General features: G+C 72.4%; 11 protein-coding genes. 5 read left to right on the top strand and 6 right to left on the bottom strand.

Features of this window, described 5'->3' with window-relative positions:
• Positions 1 to 13: 13 nt before the first annotated feature.
• Positions 14 to 913, bottom strand: coding sequence for an alpha/beta fold hydrolase (locus OG444_RS16100; RefSeq protein ID WP_327262829.1), 900 nt, complete (start codon positions 911 to 913; stop codon positions 14 to 16).
• Positions 914 to 994: 81 nt separating this feature from the next.
• Between OG444_RS16100 and OG444_RS16095 the strand changes: the two genes are divergently transcribed.
• Entirely contained in the window at positions 995 to 1,555 is a 561-nt protein-coding gene (locus OG444_RS16095) for a CGNR zinc finger domain-containing protein (protein WP_327262828.1), read from the top strand.
• 185 nt (positions 1,556 to 1,740) lie between these two features.
• Here the strand turns inward: OG444_RS16095 and OG444_RS16090 are convergent, their stop codons facing one another.
• The gene (locus OG444_RS16090) at positions 1,741 to 2,604 is read right to left on the bottom strand and encodes a hypothetical protein (RefSeq protein WP_327262827.1); all 864 of its coding nucleotides are present in this window, start codon (positions 2,602 to 2,604) and stop codon (positions 1,741 to 1,743) included.
• 96 nt (positions 2,605 to 2,700) lie between these two features.
• On the bottom strand, positions 2,701 to 4,278 hold the full coding sequence (locus OG444_RS16085) for an MFS transporter (RefSeq protein ID WP_442810758.1): 1,578 nt from the start codon (positions 4,276 to 4,278) through the stop codon (positions 2,701 to 2,703).
• Between the two features lie 420 nt (positions 4,279 to 4,698).
• Between OG444_RS16085 and OG444_RS16080 the strand changes: the two genes are divergently transcribed.
• Together OG444_RS16080 and OG444_RS16075 are read left to right on the top strand one after the other, a co-directional pair.
• Positions 4,699 to 5,475, top strand: coding sequence for an ABC transporter ATP-binding protein (locus tag OG444_RS16080; protein ID WP_245385273.1), 777 nt, complete (start codon positions 4,699 to 4,701; stop codon positions 5,473 to 5,475).
• Entirely contained in the window at positions 5,472 to 8,057 is a 2,586-nt protein-coding gene (locus OG444_RS16075; protein WP_327262826.1) for an ABC transporter permease, read from the top strand. The genes OG444_RS16080 and OG444_RS16075 overlap by 4 nt, the downstream gene beginning before the upstream one ends.
• Before the next feature lie 86 nt (positions 8,058 to 8,143).
• Here OG444_RS16075 and OG444_RS16070 read toward each other — a convergent pair whose 3' ends face one another.
• Positions 8,144 to 9,409, bottom strand: coding sequence for a DUF2079 domain-containing protein (locus OG444_RS16070; RefSeq protein WP_442810757.1), 1,266 nt, complete (start codon positions 9,407 to 9,409; stop codon positions 8,144 to 8,146).
• 391 nt (positions 9,410 to 9,800) lie between these two features.
• Here OG444_RS16070 and mfd point away from each other — a divergent pair, with 391 nt between their 5' ends.
• A complete protein-coding gene (gene mfd / locus OG444_RS16065) occupies positions 9,801 to 13,334 on the top strand; it encodes a transcription-repair coupling factor (RefSeq protein WP_327262825.1) in 3,534 nt (1,177 codons plus the stop codon).
• 70 nt (positions 13,335 to 13,404) lie between these two features.
• Here the strand turns inward: mfd and OG444_RS16060 are convergent, their stop codons facing one another.
• Positions 13,405 to 14,118: a hypothetical protein gene (locus OG444_RS16060; RefSeq protein WP_327262824.1), complete on the bottom strand. Its 714-nt coding sequence runs from the start codon at positions 14,116 to 14,118 to the stop codon at positions 13,405 to 13,407.
• A 105-nt stretch (positions 14,119 to 14,223) separates the two neighbouring features.
• Positions 14,224 to 14,919, bottom strand: a complete 696-nt coding sequence (locus OG444_RS16055) for a hypothetical protein (RefSeq protein WP_327262823.1) — start codon at positions 14,917 to 14,919, stop codon at positions 14,224 to 14,226.
• A gap of 164 nt (positions 14,920 to 15,083) precedes the next feature.
• On the opposite strand from OG444_RS16055, the gene OG444_RS16050 reads away from it, so the two are divergent.
• A complete protein-coding gene (locus OG444_RS16050; protein ID WP_327262822.1) occupies positions 15,084 to 17,159 on the top strand; it encodes an N-6 DNA methylase in 2,076 nt (691 codons plus the stop codon).
• The last annotated feature ends 86 nt before the right edge of the window (positions 17,160 to 17,245 follow it).

Genomic DNA, 17,245 nt, shown 5'->3' with positions numbered 1-17,245 from the left:
CGCCGTTACGGACTCAGTACGCGACGGTGACCGTTCCGTCCGGCAGCCGGCCGAGGAAGTCCTCGATCAGCGGGGCGATCTGCGGGAGATGGGTCTCCAGGGCGAAGTGGCCCGCGCCCTCGAAGACGTGGACGTCCGCGTCCGGGGCGTCGCGGAGGTAGGCCTTCGCGCCCGCCGGGGTGAAGAAGGGGTCGCCGGCGCCCCACACGACCAGGACGGGGATCCGGGCGGCGCGCAGCCAGGCCTGCCAGGCGGGGTAGTGGGCGAAGTTCGAGGCATAGTCGAAGGCGAGGTCGGCCTGGGCGTCGGCGCGGCCCGGCAGGCCGAGGTGGTGCAGGTCGAGGGTCCAGCTGTCGGGGGAGAGCAGCTCGGCGTCGGCAACGCCGCTCTCGTACTGGAAGCGGATGCCCTCCGGGGCGAAGAGGCCGCGGACGCGCTCCTCGTTGCCGGGGACCTCGCGCCGGAGCCCGGCGAACTCGCGGGCCGCGTCCGAGAGGCCCTCCTCGTAGGCGTTTCCGTTCTGGACGATCAGGCCGGTGACCCGCTCCGGGCGGCGCGCGGCGAGCCGCAGTCCGACCGGGGCGCCGAAGTCGAAGACGTACAGGGCGAAGCGGTCCAGCCGGAGGGCGTCGGTGAAGCCCTCCACGATGTCGGCGAGCCGGTCGAAGGTGTACGTGAACCCGGCCGGGGCCTCGGTGCGGCCGGAGCCGGGGTAGTCGGGGGCGATCAGGCGGTACGGGGTGTCGCCGAGGGCGTCCATCAGCCGTGCGAACTGGTGCGAGGCGGTGGGGAAGCCGTGCAGGAGCAGCAGTACGGGTCCGTCGGCCGGGCCGCTCTCGCGGTAGGCGACCCGGACGCCGTCCACGTCGACGGTGCGGTGCCGGACGGCGGGAAGGGTGCGGCGAGCGGTCATCACATGCCTCCTATGGCCTTGGTTCCATTAGTCTTGCCGGTGATCGCTAATGGGTCAAGTGATTGCAGTACCATTAGGCGGGTGACAGTGACCTTCCCGCTCACCGGTGAGCCCCTCGCGCTGGACCTCCTCAACACCGAGACCGCCGAGGGCGACCTCGTCGCGGACCCGGCGGCACTCGCGGACTGGCTGGCCGGGCAGGCCGGGCGGCTGACCCCGCTCGACGCGGTGGGCGCGGCCGAGGTGGCCGCCGTACAGGCGGTACGGGAGGCCGCGCGGGCGGCGCTCGAAGCCGCGCGGCGCGGTGAGCGGCCGCCGGACGGAGCGCTGCGCGCACTGAACGAGGCCCTGGCCGCTGCGCCGGCGCACCGGGTGCTGGCCTGGACCGAGGAGGGCGGGACGGTCGCCGCTGCGCACCGCGGCGCCGGCCCGGCCCGGCGGCTGGCGGCCGAGCTGGCCGAGGCGGCCGCGGAACTCCTCACGGACCCCCGGGTGGGGCAGGTGCGGGCGTGCGAGGCGCACGACTGCGTGCTGCTCTTCCTGCCGGCGCACCCCCGGCGCCGCTGGTGCGTGGCATCGGTCTGCGGCAACCGGGCCCGGGTGGCCCGGTACTACGCCCGCCACAAGGGCGACAAGGACTGAAGAGCCCCACCCTGCGGGCCCCATCCTGCGGGCTGCGGTCGGCGGGCTCTGGAGGAACTCCCGGCGCTCCCACGCCTCGGCCCTGGCGTCCATGCCCAGCGCGGGCCCGGTTCCCGGAAGAGCGTGTACGTGCCGTGGACCGTGGGGATCACGGCGTGCCGCTCGCGTGCCCGCGCGGGCCTGAGCTATGTCCGCAGGGGCGCGGGGACGGCGGGCTTCGCGGGGGACCCGTAGCGGTACGGGTCGCTGCGCAGGCCGCGGGCCGTGACGACCACGGTGAACGGCGCGGCCCTCGGCGGGTCGAGCGTGGCGGTCAGGGCTCCCGTGAGGGGGTCGGCCAGGGCCGGGAGGGCGGTGTCGTCGACGGTGAGGAGGGGCGGGGGACCCGCCGGGCCGGGGGTGAAGCCGCCGCCCTCGACCATCAGCCGGCCGTCCTTCAGCGTGACGTTCGTGATCACCGGGTTGGCGCGCACGGCCATCTTGTTGACCAGGTACGCGCCCGCCGGGGCGCCCGTCAGGGCCCATATCTCGGAGGGCAGGCGCGGAAGTCCGCCGCCCGCGTCCGCCAGGAAGAACAGCACCACGTACAGCATGGTCACCGCGCTGAGCGCGACGTACTGGACGTCCACCAGGTCGGTGCGGCCGCTGTCGTTCGCGATCAGCTCGTGCAGGGGCCTGCGGCCGGAGCCGGTCGGGCGGGCGGCGGGCTTGGTCATGGTGCCGTGCTCCACGCGCAGGCCGACGACGGCCTTCGCCGCGATCAGGGCCACGTACGGGCCGCCGAGCAGCGGCAGGTAGACCGTGGTCAGGGTGGACAGCGGCCCGTCGGCGCCCCGGAAGTACGCGACCCCGCCGCCGGCGGTGAGCCCGTAGCCGAGGATCGCGAGCAGCAGCCAGAGCAGGATCACCGTCCAGGCGAGGGCGAGCACGATCGAGGTGGAGAGGCGGCCGTCGCGTCCGGTGATGAAGCCCGGGTCACGGCGGAGCCGCAGACAGATCGGGCCGGCGAGCGCGGCCAGTAACGCGAGTGCGCAGAGTGCGGATGCCATGGTGTGGTCCCCCCGTGAACGGTCGTGCCACGAGGGTCACTTACTGGCCCGGCCATGACAAGCCGCCCCTCCGAGCCGCCCCCCTCCGTGCCGCCGCTACTCCTCGCGCAGTTCCGGCAGCACGGGGAACCTGCGCGGCGCCACGAGCAGCAGGACCAGCAGCGCGGCCACGGCGGCCGCCGACGCGCCGAGGAAGATGTGCTCCACCGCGGCGGCCACGGCCCGGCGCAGGTAGTCGGCGGCGGCGCCGGGCAGCAGTCCGGGCTCGGCCAGCGCCTTCGCCACGTCGTCCAGGTGCTTGGGGAGGCCCGCCACGGGGGCGTCCGCCAGGCGGGCGGCGAGGGTGGCGTTGGCGACGGCGGCGAGCAGCGCGGCGCCCACGCTCTGGCCGACCTGACGGCAGAACAGCACCGAGGCGGTCGTGGTCCCGCGCTCCGCCCAGCCGACGGTGGACTGGACCCCGACGATCAGCGGGAGCTGGAAGAGACCGAGGGCGCCGCCCAGCAGCAGCATGATCAGCGCGGGCTGCCAGGGCCGGGCGGGGTGGGGGGGCAGCGTGAAGGAGAACAGGATCACGGCGGCCAGCCCGATCCCGACGGCGGCGGTGTTGCGGAAGCCGATGCGCCGGTAGACGTGCTGGCTGCAGGCGGCGCTGACGGGCCAGCTCAGGGTCATCACCGACATGACCAGGCCGGCGCCGACGGGGCCGAGGCCGAGCACGGACTGCGCGTAGGTCGGCATGAACACCATGGGCGCGACCATCAGCAGGCCGAGCGCGGCCATGGCGAGATTGACGGCGGCGATGGTGCGCCGGCGCCACACCCAGCCGGGCAGGATCGGTTCCTCGGCGCGGCGCTCCACCCGGACCACGACCGCGGCCAGGAGCGCGCTCGCACCCAGCAGACCCAGGGAGGGCGCGGACAGCCAGGGCCAGGCGACCCCGCCCTGGACGAGCGCGAAGAGCAGCAGTCCGCCGCAGGCGAAGACGGCCAGCGCCCCCGCCCAGTCGACCGGTCCGCGGCGACCGGGCGACCGTACGGGCTCGGTCAGGTGCCGGGAGATCATCCACAGGGCGAGGCCGGCCAGCGGCAGGTTGATCAGGAAGATCCAGCGCCAGTTCGCGTACGAGGCGAGCAGCCCGCCGAGCGCCGGGCCTGCCACGGCCGAGGTGGCCCAGACGCTGGACATCCGGGCCTGGATCCGCGGCCGCTCCGCCAGCGGGTACAGGTCGGCGGCCAGGGTCTGGATCGTGCCCTGGAGGGCGCCGCCGCCCAGGCCCTGGACGATGCGGAAGGCGATGAGCGCGGCCATGTTCCAGGCGGACGCGCACAGCAGCGAGCCGATGAGGAAGAGGCCGATGCCGAAGAGCAGGACGGGCTTGCGTCCGAAGGTGTCGGACAGCTTGCCGTAAACGGGCAGGGTGACGGTCACCGCGAGCAGGTAGCCGGAGAAGAGCCAGGAGAAGACGGAGAAGCCGCCGAGGTCGCCCACGATCTGCGGGACGGCGGTGGCCACGATGGTGCTGTCCAGGGCGACGAGGGCCATGCCGAGCATCAGCGAGGCGACGACGGGGGCGGGAGGCCGCGGGGCGGGCTTCCGCCCGGAGGCGCCGCCGGTCGCGATCCCGGCCGGAACCCCTGCCCCGGACGCGGCGTCCGGACGCTCCGCGGGTATGCCGTCCGGGCTCGCGCCCGTGCCCTCCGCCGATGCCACCGAAATCCCTTCCCCCTGCACGTAACTGCGGGGAACACCATCTCACCGCCACGTGCCGGACGGTATCCCCCAGGGCCGGTACGCCGAAGGGTGCAGATCCCCTAAGGGTCCCTCCGCACATCGGGCCAGGGGTCGTTCCTCCCGGCGGAGGACGTGGGGCGGCCCGCCGTCTCCTTAACTGGAACCTACGCAGCAGGGCCTGGGGGTGGGGTTAACCCCCGGGCGGATACGGCGATGGGCACCAGCGCGCCGTGCGTCCGCCCGGCGGAGACTTCATGACGGCGACGCACATACAGGCGCGGTCGGACGCACCCGTACGCAGATGACGCGCACGACGCAGACGCACGCATTCGAAGAAGGAGAAAGTCCGTGACAACGGCTATGACCGAAACCAGGCACGGGGGTACTGGAGGGCATGCAGCCGTCGCGGCCCGGGCACGAAAGGTCGTCAAGGCCTACGGCTCCGGGGAGACGCGCGTCGTCGCCCTCGACGACGTGGACGTGGACATCATGAGCGGCCAGTTCACCGCGATCATGGGTCCCTCGGGCTCCGGCAAGTCCACGCTGATGCACTGCCTCGCCGGGCTCGACACGGTGACCAGCGGCCAGATCCACCTGGACGACACGGAGATCACCGGGCTGAAGGACAAGAAGCTCACGCAGCTGCGCCGTGACCGGATCGGCTTCATCTTCCAGGCCTTCAACCTGCTGCCCACGCTCAACGCCCTGGAGAACATCACGCTCCCCATGGACATCGCGGGCCGCAAGCCCGACGCGGAGTGGCTCAACCGGGTCGTGGAGACCGTGGGCCTCGCCGGCCGTCTCAAGCACCGCCCGACCGAGCTCTCCGGCGGCCAGCAGCAGCGCGTGGCGGTGGCCCGCGCCCTCGCCGCCCGCCCGCAGATCATCTTCGGCGACGAGCCGACCGGAAACCTGGACTCCAGGGCGGGCGCCGAGGTCCTCGGCTTCCTGCGCCGCTCGGTGGACGAGCTCGGCCAGACGATCGTCATGGTCACGCACGACCCGGTGGCCGCCTCCTACGCGGACCGCGTCATCTTCCTGGCCGACGGCAGGATCGTCGACGAGATGTACGGCCCCACCGCCGACCAGGTCCTGGACCGCATGAAGGACTTCGACGCCCGCGGGCGGACCTCATGAGCAACACCGTCCTGAAGACCTCGCGGCGCAACTTCGTCGCCCACAAGGGGCGGATGGCGCTCTCGGCCATCGCGGTCCTGCTCTCCGTCGCCTTCGTCTGCGGAACCCTGGTGTTCACCGACACCATGAACACCACCTTCGACAAGCTGTTCGCCGTCACCAGCTCCGATGTGACCGTCAGCCCGAAGGAGGGCAAGGACGGGGACGAGAACCCCGAGCGCGGCCGCCCCGAGATGCTGTCCGGCTCGGCGGTCGAGCAGGTCCGCAAGGCCGAGGGCGTCAAGAACGCCGAGGGCGGCGTCGTCTCGATGTCCGTCACGGTGGTCAACTCCAAGAACGAGAACATGGGCTCGACCACCGGCGCCCCGACCATCGCGGGCAACTGGAACGACAACGAGCTCAAGTCCATGAAGATCACCTCGGGGCACGCTCCGCGCGGCCCGACCGAGGTGATGGTCGACGCCGACACCGCCGAGAAGCACCACCTCGCGCTCGGTGACGAACTGCGCACCATCGCCATCACCGGCGACATCCGCGCGAAGATCAGCGGTATCGCCACCTTCACCGTCACCAACCCGGGCGCGGCGATCGTCTACTTCGACACCGCCACCTCGCAGACGTCGCTGCTCGGCTCCCCGGGCGCATTCACGCACGTCAACGTCACCGCCAAGGACGGGGTGAGCGACGAGCAGCTCAAGCAGAACATCGCCACGGCCGTCGGCGCGGACACCTACAAGCTGCAGACCGCCAAGGAAGCCGCGGACGCCAACCGCAAGGACGTCGGCTCCTTCCTCGACGTCATGAAGTACGTGATGCTCGGCTTCGCCGGGATCGCCTTCCTCGTCGGCATCTTCCTGATCTTCAACACCTTCTCGATGCTGGTGGCCCAGCGCACCCGCGAGATCGGCCTGATGCGCGCCATCGGCGCGGACAGCGGGCAGGTCCTCAAGTCCGTGGTCGTCGAGGCCTTCCTGCTCGGTGTCGTGGGCTCGGTCCTGGGTGTCGGCGCGGGCGTGGGCCTCGCCATCGGCCTGATGGAGCTCATGGGCTCCATGGGCATGCACCTGTCCACCGACGACCTGACCGTCGCCTGGACCACCCCGGTCGTCGGCATCGTCCTCGGCGTCGTCGTGACCGTCGTCTCCGCCTTCGTCCCGGCCCGCCGGGCCGGCAAGGTCTCCCCGATGGCCGCGCTGCGCGAGTCCGGCACCCCCGGCGACAAGAAGGCCGGCGCCGTCCGCGCAGGCCTCGGCCTGTTCCTCACCGGCATCGGCGGCGCAGGCCTCTACCTCGCCACGGCCGCCGAGAAGGCCGGACCCGGTTCGGCCTGGCTGGGCCTGGGCGTCGTCTTCTCCCTCATCGGCTTCATCGTGATCGGTCCGCTGCTCGCCGCGGGCGTGGTGCGGGTGATCTCCGGAGCGGTGCTGCGGCCCTTCGGGTCCGTGGGCCGGCTCGCCGAGCGCAACGCCCTGCGCAACCCGCGCCGCACCGGCGCCACCGCCGCCGCGCTGATGATCGGCCTCGCGCTGGTCGCCTGCCTGTCGGTGGTCGGCTCCTCGATGGTGGCCTCCGCGACCGAGGAGCTCGACAAGTCGGTCGGAGCGGACTACATCGTCAACTCCGAGACCGGTCAGCCCGTGCTGCCGCAGGCCGAGCAGGCCCTGCGCGCCATGAAGGGCCTCGACCACGTCACCGCATACCGCGAGGTCGCGGCCAAGGTCACGGCCCCCGACGGCACCTCCGAGGAGGATGGGCTCGGCGCCACCGACCCGACGTACGCCAAGGACATCCGGCGCAAGATGGTGGCCGGCGAGCACACGGCGGCGTACGACAAGGACTCCATGTCGGTGGGCTCGGCGTACGCGACCAAGCACGGCATCAAGCTCGGCGACGAGCTGACGGTCGCCTTCACCGGTGGCAACACCGTCAAGCTGAAGGTCGCCGCGATCACCAGCGACGAGGGCAACCTCGACAAGGGCATGAAGTACATCAGCACCGAGGCGGCCCGGGCGAACGTCCCCGCCGACAAGCTGCCGCTCCCCTTCATGCTGCTGGCCAGCGCGCAGGACGGTCAGTCGGACACCGCCGCCTACCAGTCGGTCAAGACGGCCATGGCCGAGTACCCGCAGTACAAGGTGCGCAACCAGACCGACTACAAGCAGGCGCTCAAGGACCAGGTCGGCCAGCTGCTGAACATGGTCTACGGCCTCCTCGGTCTCGCGATCATCGTCGCGGTCCTGGGCGTCGTGAACACCCTGGCCCTCTCGGTGGTCGAGCGGACCCGCGAGATCGGCCTGATGCGCGCCATCGGCCTCTCCCGCCGCCAGCTGCGCCGCATGATCCGCCTGGAGTCGGTGGTCATCGCCCTCTTCGGTGCCCTCCTCGGCCTCGGGCTGGGCATGGGCTGGGGGATCGGCGCCCAGCAGCTGCTGGCGCTCCAGGGCCTGAAGGTCCTGGAGATCCCGTGGCCGACGATCCTCGGGGTGTTCGCCGCCTCGGCCCTCGTGGGCCTGTTCGCCGCGCTGGTCCCGGCCTTCCGGGCAGGGCGGATGAACGTACTGAACGCGATCGCGAGCGAGTAACCGCTCGCGATCGTCCGGGGGAGATGCCGGTCCGGGACCTCGGGGTCCCGGACCGGCTTCGTTTCCGGCGTCGCCCGCCGGGTCCGCTACCGGTCCCGCTGCATCAGCACGATCCCGGCCGCCTCACCCACCAGGGTGAACTGCTCGCCGGGGTGGAGCTGGCGGGCGTAGGCGGTCGGATCCTCGCCGGCCCACTTGGAGGAGTTGTCGAGGGTGATCCAGTCCGGGACCACGCCCTTGCTGCCGCCGATCCACAGCACACGGGTGCGGGAGGTCAGCCGGGTCAGCGGGGTGGTGTCCGCCTCCACGGTCGCCCCGTCGGGGATCAGGTCCAGGAGCCGCTCGATCGCCTGGACGCGCTCGGGCTTCTCGTACGTACGGGCCTCCGCGAGCTTGGCGGTCGGCATCGCCGTCGCACTCAGGGCGAGGGCGGCGGCGAGCACGGCCGTCGGCATCTGGAGGGCGTACGCGCGCAGCCGGGGCCGCTCGCCGCGCCGGACGGTGTCGATGGCGTCGACGAGGGCCAGGGCCACCACGGGCATCAGCACGGCGCTGTAGTGCCAGTCGGTGGACCAGTAGTGGTCGTCCCCGGACAGGAACCGCCAGCCGAGGGTGGGCGCGGCGACCAGGAGCAGCGGCGAGCGCAGCGCGAGCAGCCCGGAGGTGGGGACCAGGACCCAGGCCAGGGTGGTGAGCTTGGTGCCGATGCCGGCGAGCGGACCGGCGCCGTCGATCTTGTCCCAGTAGCCGTAGCCCCCGGTGGCGAAGGCCGGTATGAACACGGTGAACACCAGGACGGCGAAGACGCAGGCCGCGCCGGCGAGGGCGAGCGCGGTCACCGCGATCCGCCGGTCGCTCGTGCGGGCCCGCCAGGCCACCACCACCGCCAGGGCGGCGAGGGTGAAGCCGAGGTCCTCCTTCACCAGGACCAGCGGCAGTCCCCACAGCAGGGCGGCCCGCCAGCGCCGGGCGAGCACCGCCTCCAGGGCGAAGGCCAGCAGGGGCACCGCGAAGGCGATCTCGTGGAAGTCGAACTCGACGGCCCGCTGGATGCCCCAGGACAGCCCGTACGCGATGCCGACGGCGAGCCCGCGGGCCCGCCCGAGGATCTGCACGGCCGCCCGGGTGACGGGCACGGCGGACAGCGCGAACAGCGCGGCCTGCACGACCAGCAGGGTGACGGGCCCGGGGAAGACCCGGTACACGGGGGCGACGAGCGCGATGATCGGGCTGAAGTGGTCCCCGAGGATGTTGGCCCCCGGCCCCTTCAGGTCGACTACGGGCTCCTGCAGGTGCGCGTACGCGCGGATCGCCTGCTCGAAGATCCCCAGGTCCCAGGAGGCCCAGTCCATCCGCCGGAACCGCCCGACGGACAGGGCGAGGTAGACGAGGAACAGCCCGGCCGCCACCAGCCAGGGCGGTGCCCACGCGCCGCGCCCGGACTTCGCGGGTGCCGGGGTCGCCGGCGCCGGGCGGGCTATCGCATCGCTCGTCACGGACTCTGCTCCTCGGGGGGTGTGGGGCGGATCGGGCCGGACCCCGGCGGAAGGTGACGCGGCGAGCTGGGACGGTTCGGAACAAGAACATCGTAAAGCGGGGCGAGGGGCGTCGTCGTAGGGTGGGAACCCCCGGCCCGTACGACGTGTCGGGCCCTTCGCGTTGCCCCGCACCCGAACCGGCACCGCACTGCACACCTTCAGACCTTCACCGGATTCAGACCTTCACCGGACGGAAAGCCTCTTCATGAGCCTGCACGGACTGCTCGACGCCGTCACCCGTGATGCCGCCCTCACCGAGGCGGTCACCGCGGCCGGGGACGGCAAGCGCATGCACGTGGACCTCGTCGGCCCCGCCGCCGCGCGGCCCTTCGCGATCGCCGCGCTGGCCCGGCAGACCGGGCGGACCGTGCTCGCGGTCACCGCCACCGGGCGCGAGGCCGAGGACCTCGCCGCCGCGCTGCGCTCCCTGCTGCCCCCCGACGAGGTGGTGGACTACCCGTCCTGGGAGACGCTCCCGCACGAGCGGCTCAGCCCGCGCAGCGACACCATGGGCCGCCGGCTCGCCGTCCTGCGCCGCCTGGTGCACCCGAGCAAGGACGATCCGGCCGCAGGCCCCGTGAGCGTCCTCGTCGCCCCCATCCGGTCCGTGCTCCAGCCGCAGGTCAAGGGGCTCGGCGACCTGGTGCCGGTCAGCCTGCGCCAGGGCGGCGGCGCCGACCTCGGCGAGATCACCGAGGCGCTGGCCGCCGCCGCGTACGCACGGGTCGAGCTCGTCGAGAAGCGCGGGGAGTTCGCCGTGCGCGGCGGCATCCTCGACGTGTTCCCGCCCACCGAGGAACACCCGCTGCGCATCGAGTTCTGGGGCGACGAGGTCGAGGAGATCCGCTACTTCAAGGTCGCCGACCAGCGCTCCCTGGAGGTCGCCGAGCACGGCCTGTGGGCCCCGCCCTGCCGCGAGCTGCTGCTCACCGACGAGGTACGGGAGCGGGCCGCGGCCCTCGCCGAGGCCCATCCCGAGCTCGGCGAGCTGCTGCACAAGATCGCCGAGGGGATCGCCGTGGAGGGCATGGAGTCCCTCGCCCCGGTTCTCGTCGACGAGATGGAACTGCTGATCGACGTGCTGCCCGCCGGGTCGATGGCCGTCGTCTGCGATCCCGAGCGGGTACGGACCCGGGCCGCCGACCTCGTGGCCACGAGCCAGGAGTTCCTGATGGCTTCCTGGGCGGCCACCGCGGGCGGCGGCGAGGCCCCCATCGACGTGGGCGCGGCCTCGCTCCGCGGGATCGCCGACGTCCGCGACCGGGCCCGCGAGCTGGACATGATGTGGTGGTCGGTGTCCCCGTTCGCCGCCGACGAGAGCGCGGGCGGCGGCGACACCCTCAAGCTCGGCATGCACGCCCCGGAGGCCTACCGCGGCGACACCGCGCGGGCGCTCGCCGACACCAAGGGCTGGATCTCCGAGGGCTGGCACACCGTCTACCTCACCGAGGGCCACGGCCCGGCCGCCCGTACGGTCGAGGTGCTCGGCGGCGAGGGCATCGCGGCCCGGCTGGAGCCGGAGCTGCGCACGCTGGAGCCGAGCCTGGTCCATGTGGCCTGCGGCTCGATCGACAACGGCTTCGTGGACCCGGTGCTGCGCCTGGCCGTCCTCACCGAGACCGACCTCACCGGCCAGCGCACCGCCACCAAGGACCTGGGCCGGATGCCGACCCGGCGCCGCAAGACGATCGACCCGCTGACCCTGGAGGCCGGCGACTACATCGTCCACGAGCAGCACGGCGTGGGCCGCTACGTCGAGATGGTCCAGCGGACGGTGCAGGGCGCCACCCGCGAGTACCTGCTGGTGGAGTACGCGCCTGCCAAGCGCGGGCAGCCCGGCGACCGGCTCTACATCCCCACCGACCAGCTGGAGCAGGTCACCAAGTACGTCGGCGGCGAGGCCCCGACCCTGCACCGGCTCGGCGGCGCCGACTGGACCAAGACCAAGGCGCGCGCGAAGAAGGCGGTCAAGGAGATCGCCGCCGACCTGATCAAGCTCTACAGCGCGCGCATGGCGGCCCCCGGCCACACCTTCGGGCCGGACACCCCCTGGCAGCGCGAGCTGGAGGACGCCTTCCCGTACGCGGAGACGCCCGACCAGCTCACCACCATCGCCGAGGTCAAGGAGGACATGGAGAAGTCGGTTCCGATGGACCGGCTGATCTGCGGCGATGTCGGCTACGGCAAGACGGAGATCGCCGTGCGCGCCGCGTTCAAGGCGGTCCAGGACGGCAAGCAGGTAGCCGTCCTCGTCCCGACGACCCTCCTCGTGCAGCAGCACTTCGGCACCTTCTCCGAGCGCTACAGCCAGTTCCCCGTCAAGGTGAAGGCGCTCTCGCGCTTCCAGAGCGAGAGCGAGTCCAAGGCCACCCTGGAGGGGCTGCACGAAGGCTCGGTGGACGTGGTCATCGGCACGCACCGGCTGTTCTCGCAGGAGACCCGCTTCAAGGACCTGGGCCTGGTCATCGTCGACGAGGAGCAGCGGTTCGGCGTCGAGCACAAGGAGCAGTTGAAGAAGCTCCGCGCCAACGTCGACGTGCTCACGATGTCCGCGACCCCGATCCCGCGCACCCTGGAGATGGCGGTGACCGGCATCCGCGAGATGTCGACGATCACCACCCCTCCGGAGGAGCGCCACCCGGTGCTGACCTTCGTGGGCCCGTACGAGGAGAAGCAGATCGGCGCGGCCATCCGCCGCGAGCTGCTGCGCGAGGGCCAGTGCTTCTACATCCACAACCGGGTCGAGTCCATCGACCGGGCGGCGGCCAAGCTGCGCGAGATCGTGCCCGAGGCGCGGATCGCGACGGCCCACGGCCAGATGTCGGAGCAGGCCCTGGAGCAGGTCGTCGTCGACTTCTGGGAGAAGAAGTTCGACGTGCTCGTCTCGACCACGATCGTCGAGTCGGGCATCGACATCTCCAACGCGAACACCCTGATCGTGGAGCGCGGCGACAACTTCGGCCTCTCGCAGCTGCACCAGCTGCGCGGCCGCGTCGGGCGCGGCCGCGAGCGCGGGTACGCGTACTTCCTGTACCCGCCGGAGAAGCCGCTGACGGAGACCGCGCACGAGCGGCTCGCGACGATCGCCCAGCACACCGAGATGGGCGCGGGCATGTACGTGGCGATGAAGGACCTGGAGATCCGCGGCGCGGGCAATCTGCTCGGCGGCGAGCAGTCCGGCCACATCGCGGGCGTCGGCTTCGACCTGTACATCCGCATGGTCGGCGAGGCGGTGGCCGACTACCGGGCCGCGGTCGAGGGCGGGGTGGAGGAGGAGCCGCCGCTGGAGGTCAAGATCGAGCTGCCGGTCGACGCGCACGTCCCGCACGACTACGCGCCGGGCGAGCGGCTGCGCCTGCAGGCGTACCGGTCCATCGCCTCCGCGGGCTCCGAGGCGGACATCAAGGCCGTACGGGAGGAGCTCACCGACCGCTACGGCAAGCTGCCGGAGCCGGTGGAGAACCTGCTGCTGGTGGCCGGGCTGCGGATGCTCGCCCGGGCCTGCGGGGTCGGGGACATCACCCTCCAGGGCAACAACATCCGCTTCGGGCCGGTGGAGCTGCGCGAGTCGCAGGAGCTGCGCCTCAAGCGGCTCTACCCGGGCACCGTGCTCAAGCCGGCCACCTCGCAGATCCTGATCCCGCGCCCGAAGGCGGGCAGGATCGGAGGCAAGCCGGTGATCGGGCGGGAGCTGCTGGCCTGGACCGGGGAGTTCCTCACCACGATCCTCGGCTCGTAGGCCGGCGACGCAGAAGGCTGCGGCCGGGGACCTTGCAGGTCCCCGGCCGCAGCCGTGTCCGCGGGGTGCGTCAGTTCATCGCGTCCGCGTCGATGACGTCCTTGCCGGTCGGAGCCTCGGCCTGGACCGGCTTGTCGAAGTCGCTGAAGGCGACCTCGGCCGGCTCCTTGCCGGTGGTGCTCGCCTTGAGCAGGTACGGCTTGCCCTCGGTGGCGACCAGCAGGGTCTCGGTGCCCTCGGTGGTCTTCGTGGTCAGGGTGAGGGCCTTGTGGCCGCCGACCGTGGTGACCTCGCCCTTCTTCGCGCCCTTGCTCTCGTCGAATTCCTTGAGGAGATCGTTCAGGTCGCACAGGGCGGACAGTTCCTTCGAGTCCGCCTCCGTGGCCTTCGACTTCAGCCAGTGGCCCGCCAGCTGCTTGACCGCCGCGTCCGCCTGGTCCTTGGGCAGGTCCTTCATCTGGGAGCGGTAGAAGGGCTCGTCGGCCTTGATGAAGACGAACTCGGAGTTGCGGATCAGCTCGAAGGAGCCTTCCTGGCCGGCGATCGTGCCCCGGCAGTCGCCGGTCTTGCTGACGGCCATGTTCATCTCCAGCGGCTTGCCCCCGTCCCAGACCTTTCCGCTGACGGTGAGCGAGGAGGCGCCGCGCAGGGCGTCCACGGACTTGTCCGCCACCTCGGAGCCGGACAGGTCCGGGAACGGACCGGACGCGGAGCAGGCGGTGAGGCCGAGGGCTGCGGCGCAGGCGAGGGCGGCGGTGGCGGTGAAGCGGTGAGCGGTACGCATGGGGACTCTCTACGACGGGGGGACGGGGAGACGGGGAGTAAAAGAAGACTAAAGGAGAAGCGGAAGATTAAATTCCGCTCAGGTGGGCGGGAGTGATCGACCGGGTCAGGACTTCTTCCAGTCCGCGCAGTCGACCGTCTTGAAGTAGGCGTCGTCGGCCCCGATCGTCACGACGGCCGGACCGGCCGGGTTCTCGTTGGCGATGATCGAGTCGATGTCGTGGCCCGCGTTCTTGGCGCGTTCCCAGTAGCAGCCGGCGCCGTCCTCGGAGGGGCCCTCGGACTTGTAGGTGCCGGGGGCGATGTCCGTGCCGACCTTGAGCATTCCGGCCTTGCCGGAGAACTCGGTCTTCGGGGAGCCGCCCGCGGCCTGGGGGTCCACGGCCTCCCAGTCCTTGCAGTCGCCGGACTTGAAGATCTTGTCGGTGGCCGCGATGGTCACGTAGCTCGTGCCGGTCACGTTGTCGTTGGCGAGGATGGAGTCCAGCTCGCCCGAGGAGTCCTTGCTCCGCTCCCAGTAGCAGCCGGCGCCGCCGTTCCCGGTGGTGCGGTAGGTGCCCGGCGGGACGTCCTTGCCGACCTCGAAGGTGCCGCTGCCGCGTATCGCGGCCTTCTTCTGCGGGGCGTCGCCGCCCTTCGCGGCCGGGGAGGAGGCGGCGGGCTTCGGCGCCGCGCCCCCTTCGGTCCCGCCGGTCTCCTCCGGGGCGGTGCACGCACCGAGCGTCACGAGGGCGAGGACCGCCCCGCAGCTGGTCAGCGTCCTGTGGCGGGCGATCCAGGACGTGCGCGAGGTGTGGGACATGAGTGACTCCTGCCTCTCCGGCTGTTCTTGGATTTCTCCGGCTGCTCTGGTTTGACGTGCTGATCACACCAGATAGCTGTGAACCGAGTCAACAAGATTCACGGAAGAGTTTGGGTTCACGGTGTGAATCGGTCTCTTGGGTGTGAGCGGGTATGCTCCCCGGCATGCCCGAGGAGAACGCCGCAGTAGAGGCCGCCGCAGCAGAGGCGGCAGCAGCAGAGGCCGGCGCGGCCGAGGTCACCGCGGCCGAGGTCGCCCGCCTGGCCGGAGTCGGCCGCGCGGCCGTGAGCAACTGGCGGCGCCGCCACGCCGACTTCCCCAAGCCCGTCGGCGGCACCGAGACCAGCCCCTCCTTCTCCCTCGGCGAGGTGGAGCACTGGCTGCGCGCCCAGGGCAAACTCGCCGAGGTCCCCCTGCGCGAACGCGTCTGGCAGCAGATCACCGGCCACCCCGGCGGCGCCGTCACCGCACTCGTCAAGGCGGGCGCCGCGCTGCTCGTCGTACGCGACCGGCCCGCCGACTGGCTGGAGCTGACCGCCGTCTCCGACGCACGCATGACCACCCTGCTGAGGCCCGTCCTCGATCAGGTGCTCGGCGCGCGCCTCGGACCGGGCCATGCCCTCACCGCGATCCCGCTGCGCCCTGCCGCCATGCCGCTGCTGCGGGCCACCGCCGAACTCGCCGCCGAACTCGGCGCCCGCCAGGCCTTCGAGTTCCTCCTCGGACGCCACCTCGACGCCAACCCGCGCCAGTACACGCTCACCCCGGACTCTCTCGCCGGGCTCATGGCCGCCCTCGCCGGACCCGCAGCGCGCACCGTCCTCGACCCCGCCTGCGGCACCGGCACCCTGCTGCGGGCCGTCCCCGGCGCCACCGCCCTGCACGCGCAGGACTCCTCGCCCGAACTCGCCGCCCTCGCCGCACTGCGCCTCGCCCTGAACGGCCCCGCCCAGGTCCGCGCCGCCGCCGCCGACAGCCTGCGCGCAGACGCCTTCCCGCAGGACACCGTCGACGCCGTGCTCTGCCACCCGCCGTTCAACGAACGCGGCTGGGGCCACGAGGAACTGGCCTACGACCCGCGCTGGGAGTACGGCTTCCCGGCCCGCACCGAATCCGAACTCGCCTGGGTCCAGCACGCCCTGGCCCACCTGCGCGAGGGCGGCACCGCCGTCCTGCTCATGCCGCCCGCCGTCGCCGCCCGCCGCTCCGGCCGCCGCATCCGCGCCGACCTGCTGCGCCGCGGCGCGCTGCGGGCCGTCGTCGCGCTCCCGGCCGGCGCGGCGCCTCCATACGGGATCCCCCTGCACCTGTGGGTGCTGCGCCGGCCCGCCCCCCAGGCGGCGCCCCCGGCCGGGCTGCTGCTCATCGACACCGCCGCCCTCGCCGCCGACGGCCAACTCCGCTCCGCCTGGACCGCCGTGGACGGCGCGGTGCGGGACGCCTGGGGCGCGTACGACCGCACCGGCTCCGTGGAGCAGGTTCCGGGCGTCAGCCGCGTCGTGCCCGTCATCGAGCTGCTGGACGACGACGTGGACCTCACCCCCGCCCGCCACCTGCCCCCGCCGGCCGCCGGTGGCGGTCCGGCCGAATTGACCGCCGTACGGGAGCGGCTCGGCGAGACCCTCGGCCGGGCCACCGCGCTCACACCGCCGCCGGCAACGGCGCCCGCCGCGGCCGCGGCCCGGCCGCCGATGACCACCATCGGCGAACTCGCCCGAGCCGGCGCCCTGGAGCTGCACACCGGCACCGGCGGCGGGACCGGCTCGGCCCCCGTCCTCACCGAACAGGACGTCTACGCCGGAACCGGACCCTCCGGCACGCTGGCCGCCACCGCGGACGAGCCCGTGGTCACCGCGCCCGGCGACGTACTCGTCCCCCTCGTCGGCGGCGCGGCCATCGCCCGGGTCGTCGACGAGGCCACCGCGGGCGCCGTACCGGGCCGCGGCCTGGCCCTGCTGCGCCCCGACCCGGCCGCCCTCGACCCGTGGTTCCTGGCCGGATTCCTGCGCGGCACCGCCAACAACCGCCGCGCCAGCAGCCACGCCTCCACCGCCACCCGGCTCGACGTACGCCGACTGCGCCTGCCCCGGCTGCCCCTGGCGCAGCAGCAGGGCTACGGGGACCGCTTCCGCGCGCTCGCCGAGTTCGAGGACGCGCTGCGGCTGGCGGGCCGGCTCGGCGAACAACTCGTACAGGGTTTCTACGACGGCCTCTCCGACGGCACGGTCACGCCGGAGTGATCGGCGGAGCGAACAGCCGTGCAGCGAGCGTGCAACGGTTGCGCGCATCCCCTCACCCATGGCCGGGAACGCTGTATACCCTCAGA

This window comes from Streptomyces sp. NBC_01232, assembly GCF_035989885.1.
Lineage (GTDB): Bacteria > Actinomycetota > Actinomycetes > Streptomycetales > Streptomycetaceae > Streptomyces.
Note: the sequence above shows the minus strand (reverse complement) of the source record. Positions and strands in the feature narration are given on the sequence as shown.

Excerpts from the sequence above, each read along its gene's own strand:
- OG444_RS16090 (WP_327262827.1), bottom strand. The coding sequence starts at position 2,604 with ATGGCATCCGCACTCTGCGCACTCGCGTTACTGGCCGCGCTCGCCGGC.
- OG444_RS16100 (WP_327262829.1), bottom strand. The coding sequence starts at position 913 with ATGACCGCTCGCCGCACCCTTCCCGCCGTCCGGCACCGCACCGTCGAC.
- OG444_RS16075 (WP_327262826.1), top strand. The coding sequence starts at position 5,472 with ATGAGCAACACCGTCCTGAAGACCTCGCGGCGCAACTTCGTCGCCCAC.
- OG444_RS16060 (WP_327262824.1), bottom strand. The coding sequence starts at position 14,118 with ATGCGTACCGCTCACCGCTTCACCGCCACCGCCGCCCTCGCCTGCGCC.
- OG444_RS16050 (WP_327262822.1), top strand. The coding sequence starts at position 15,084 with ATGCCCGAGGAGAACGCCGCAGTAGAGGCCGCCGCAGCAGAGGCGGCA.
- OG444_RS16070 (WP_442810757.1), bottom strand. The coding sequence starts at position 9,409 with ATGGACTGGGCCTCCTGGGACCTGGGGATCTTCGAGCAGGCGATCCGC.
- OG444_RS16055 (WP_327262823.1), bottom strand. The coding sequence starts at position 14,919 with ATGTCCCACACCTCGCGCACGTCCTGGATCGCCCGCCACAGGACGCTG.
- OG444_RS16080 (WP_245385273.1), top strand. The coding sequence starts at position 4,699 with ATGACCGAAACCAGGCACGGGGGTACTGGAGGGCATGCAGCCGTCGCG.
- mfd (WP_327262825.1), top strand. The coding sequence starts at position 9,801 with ATGAGCCTGCACGGACTGCTCGACGCCGTCACCCGTGATGCCGCCCTC.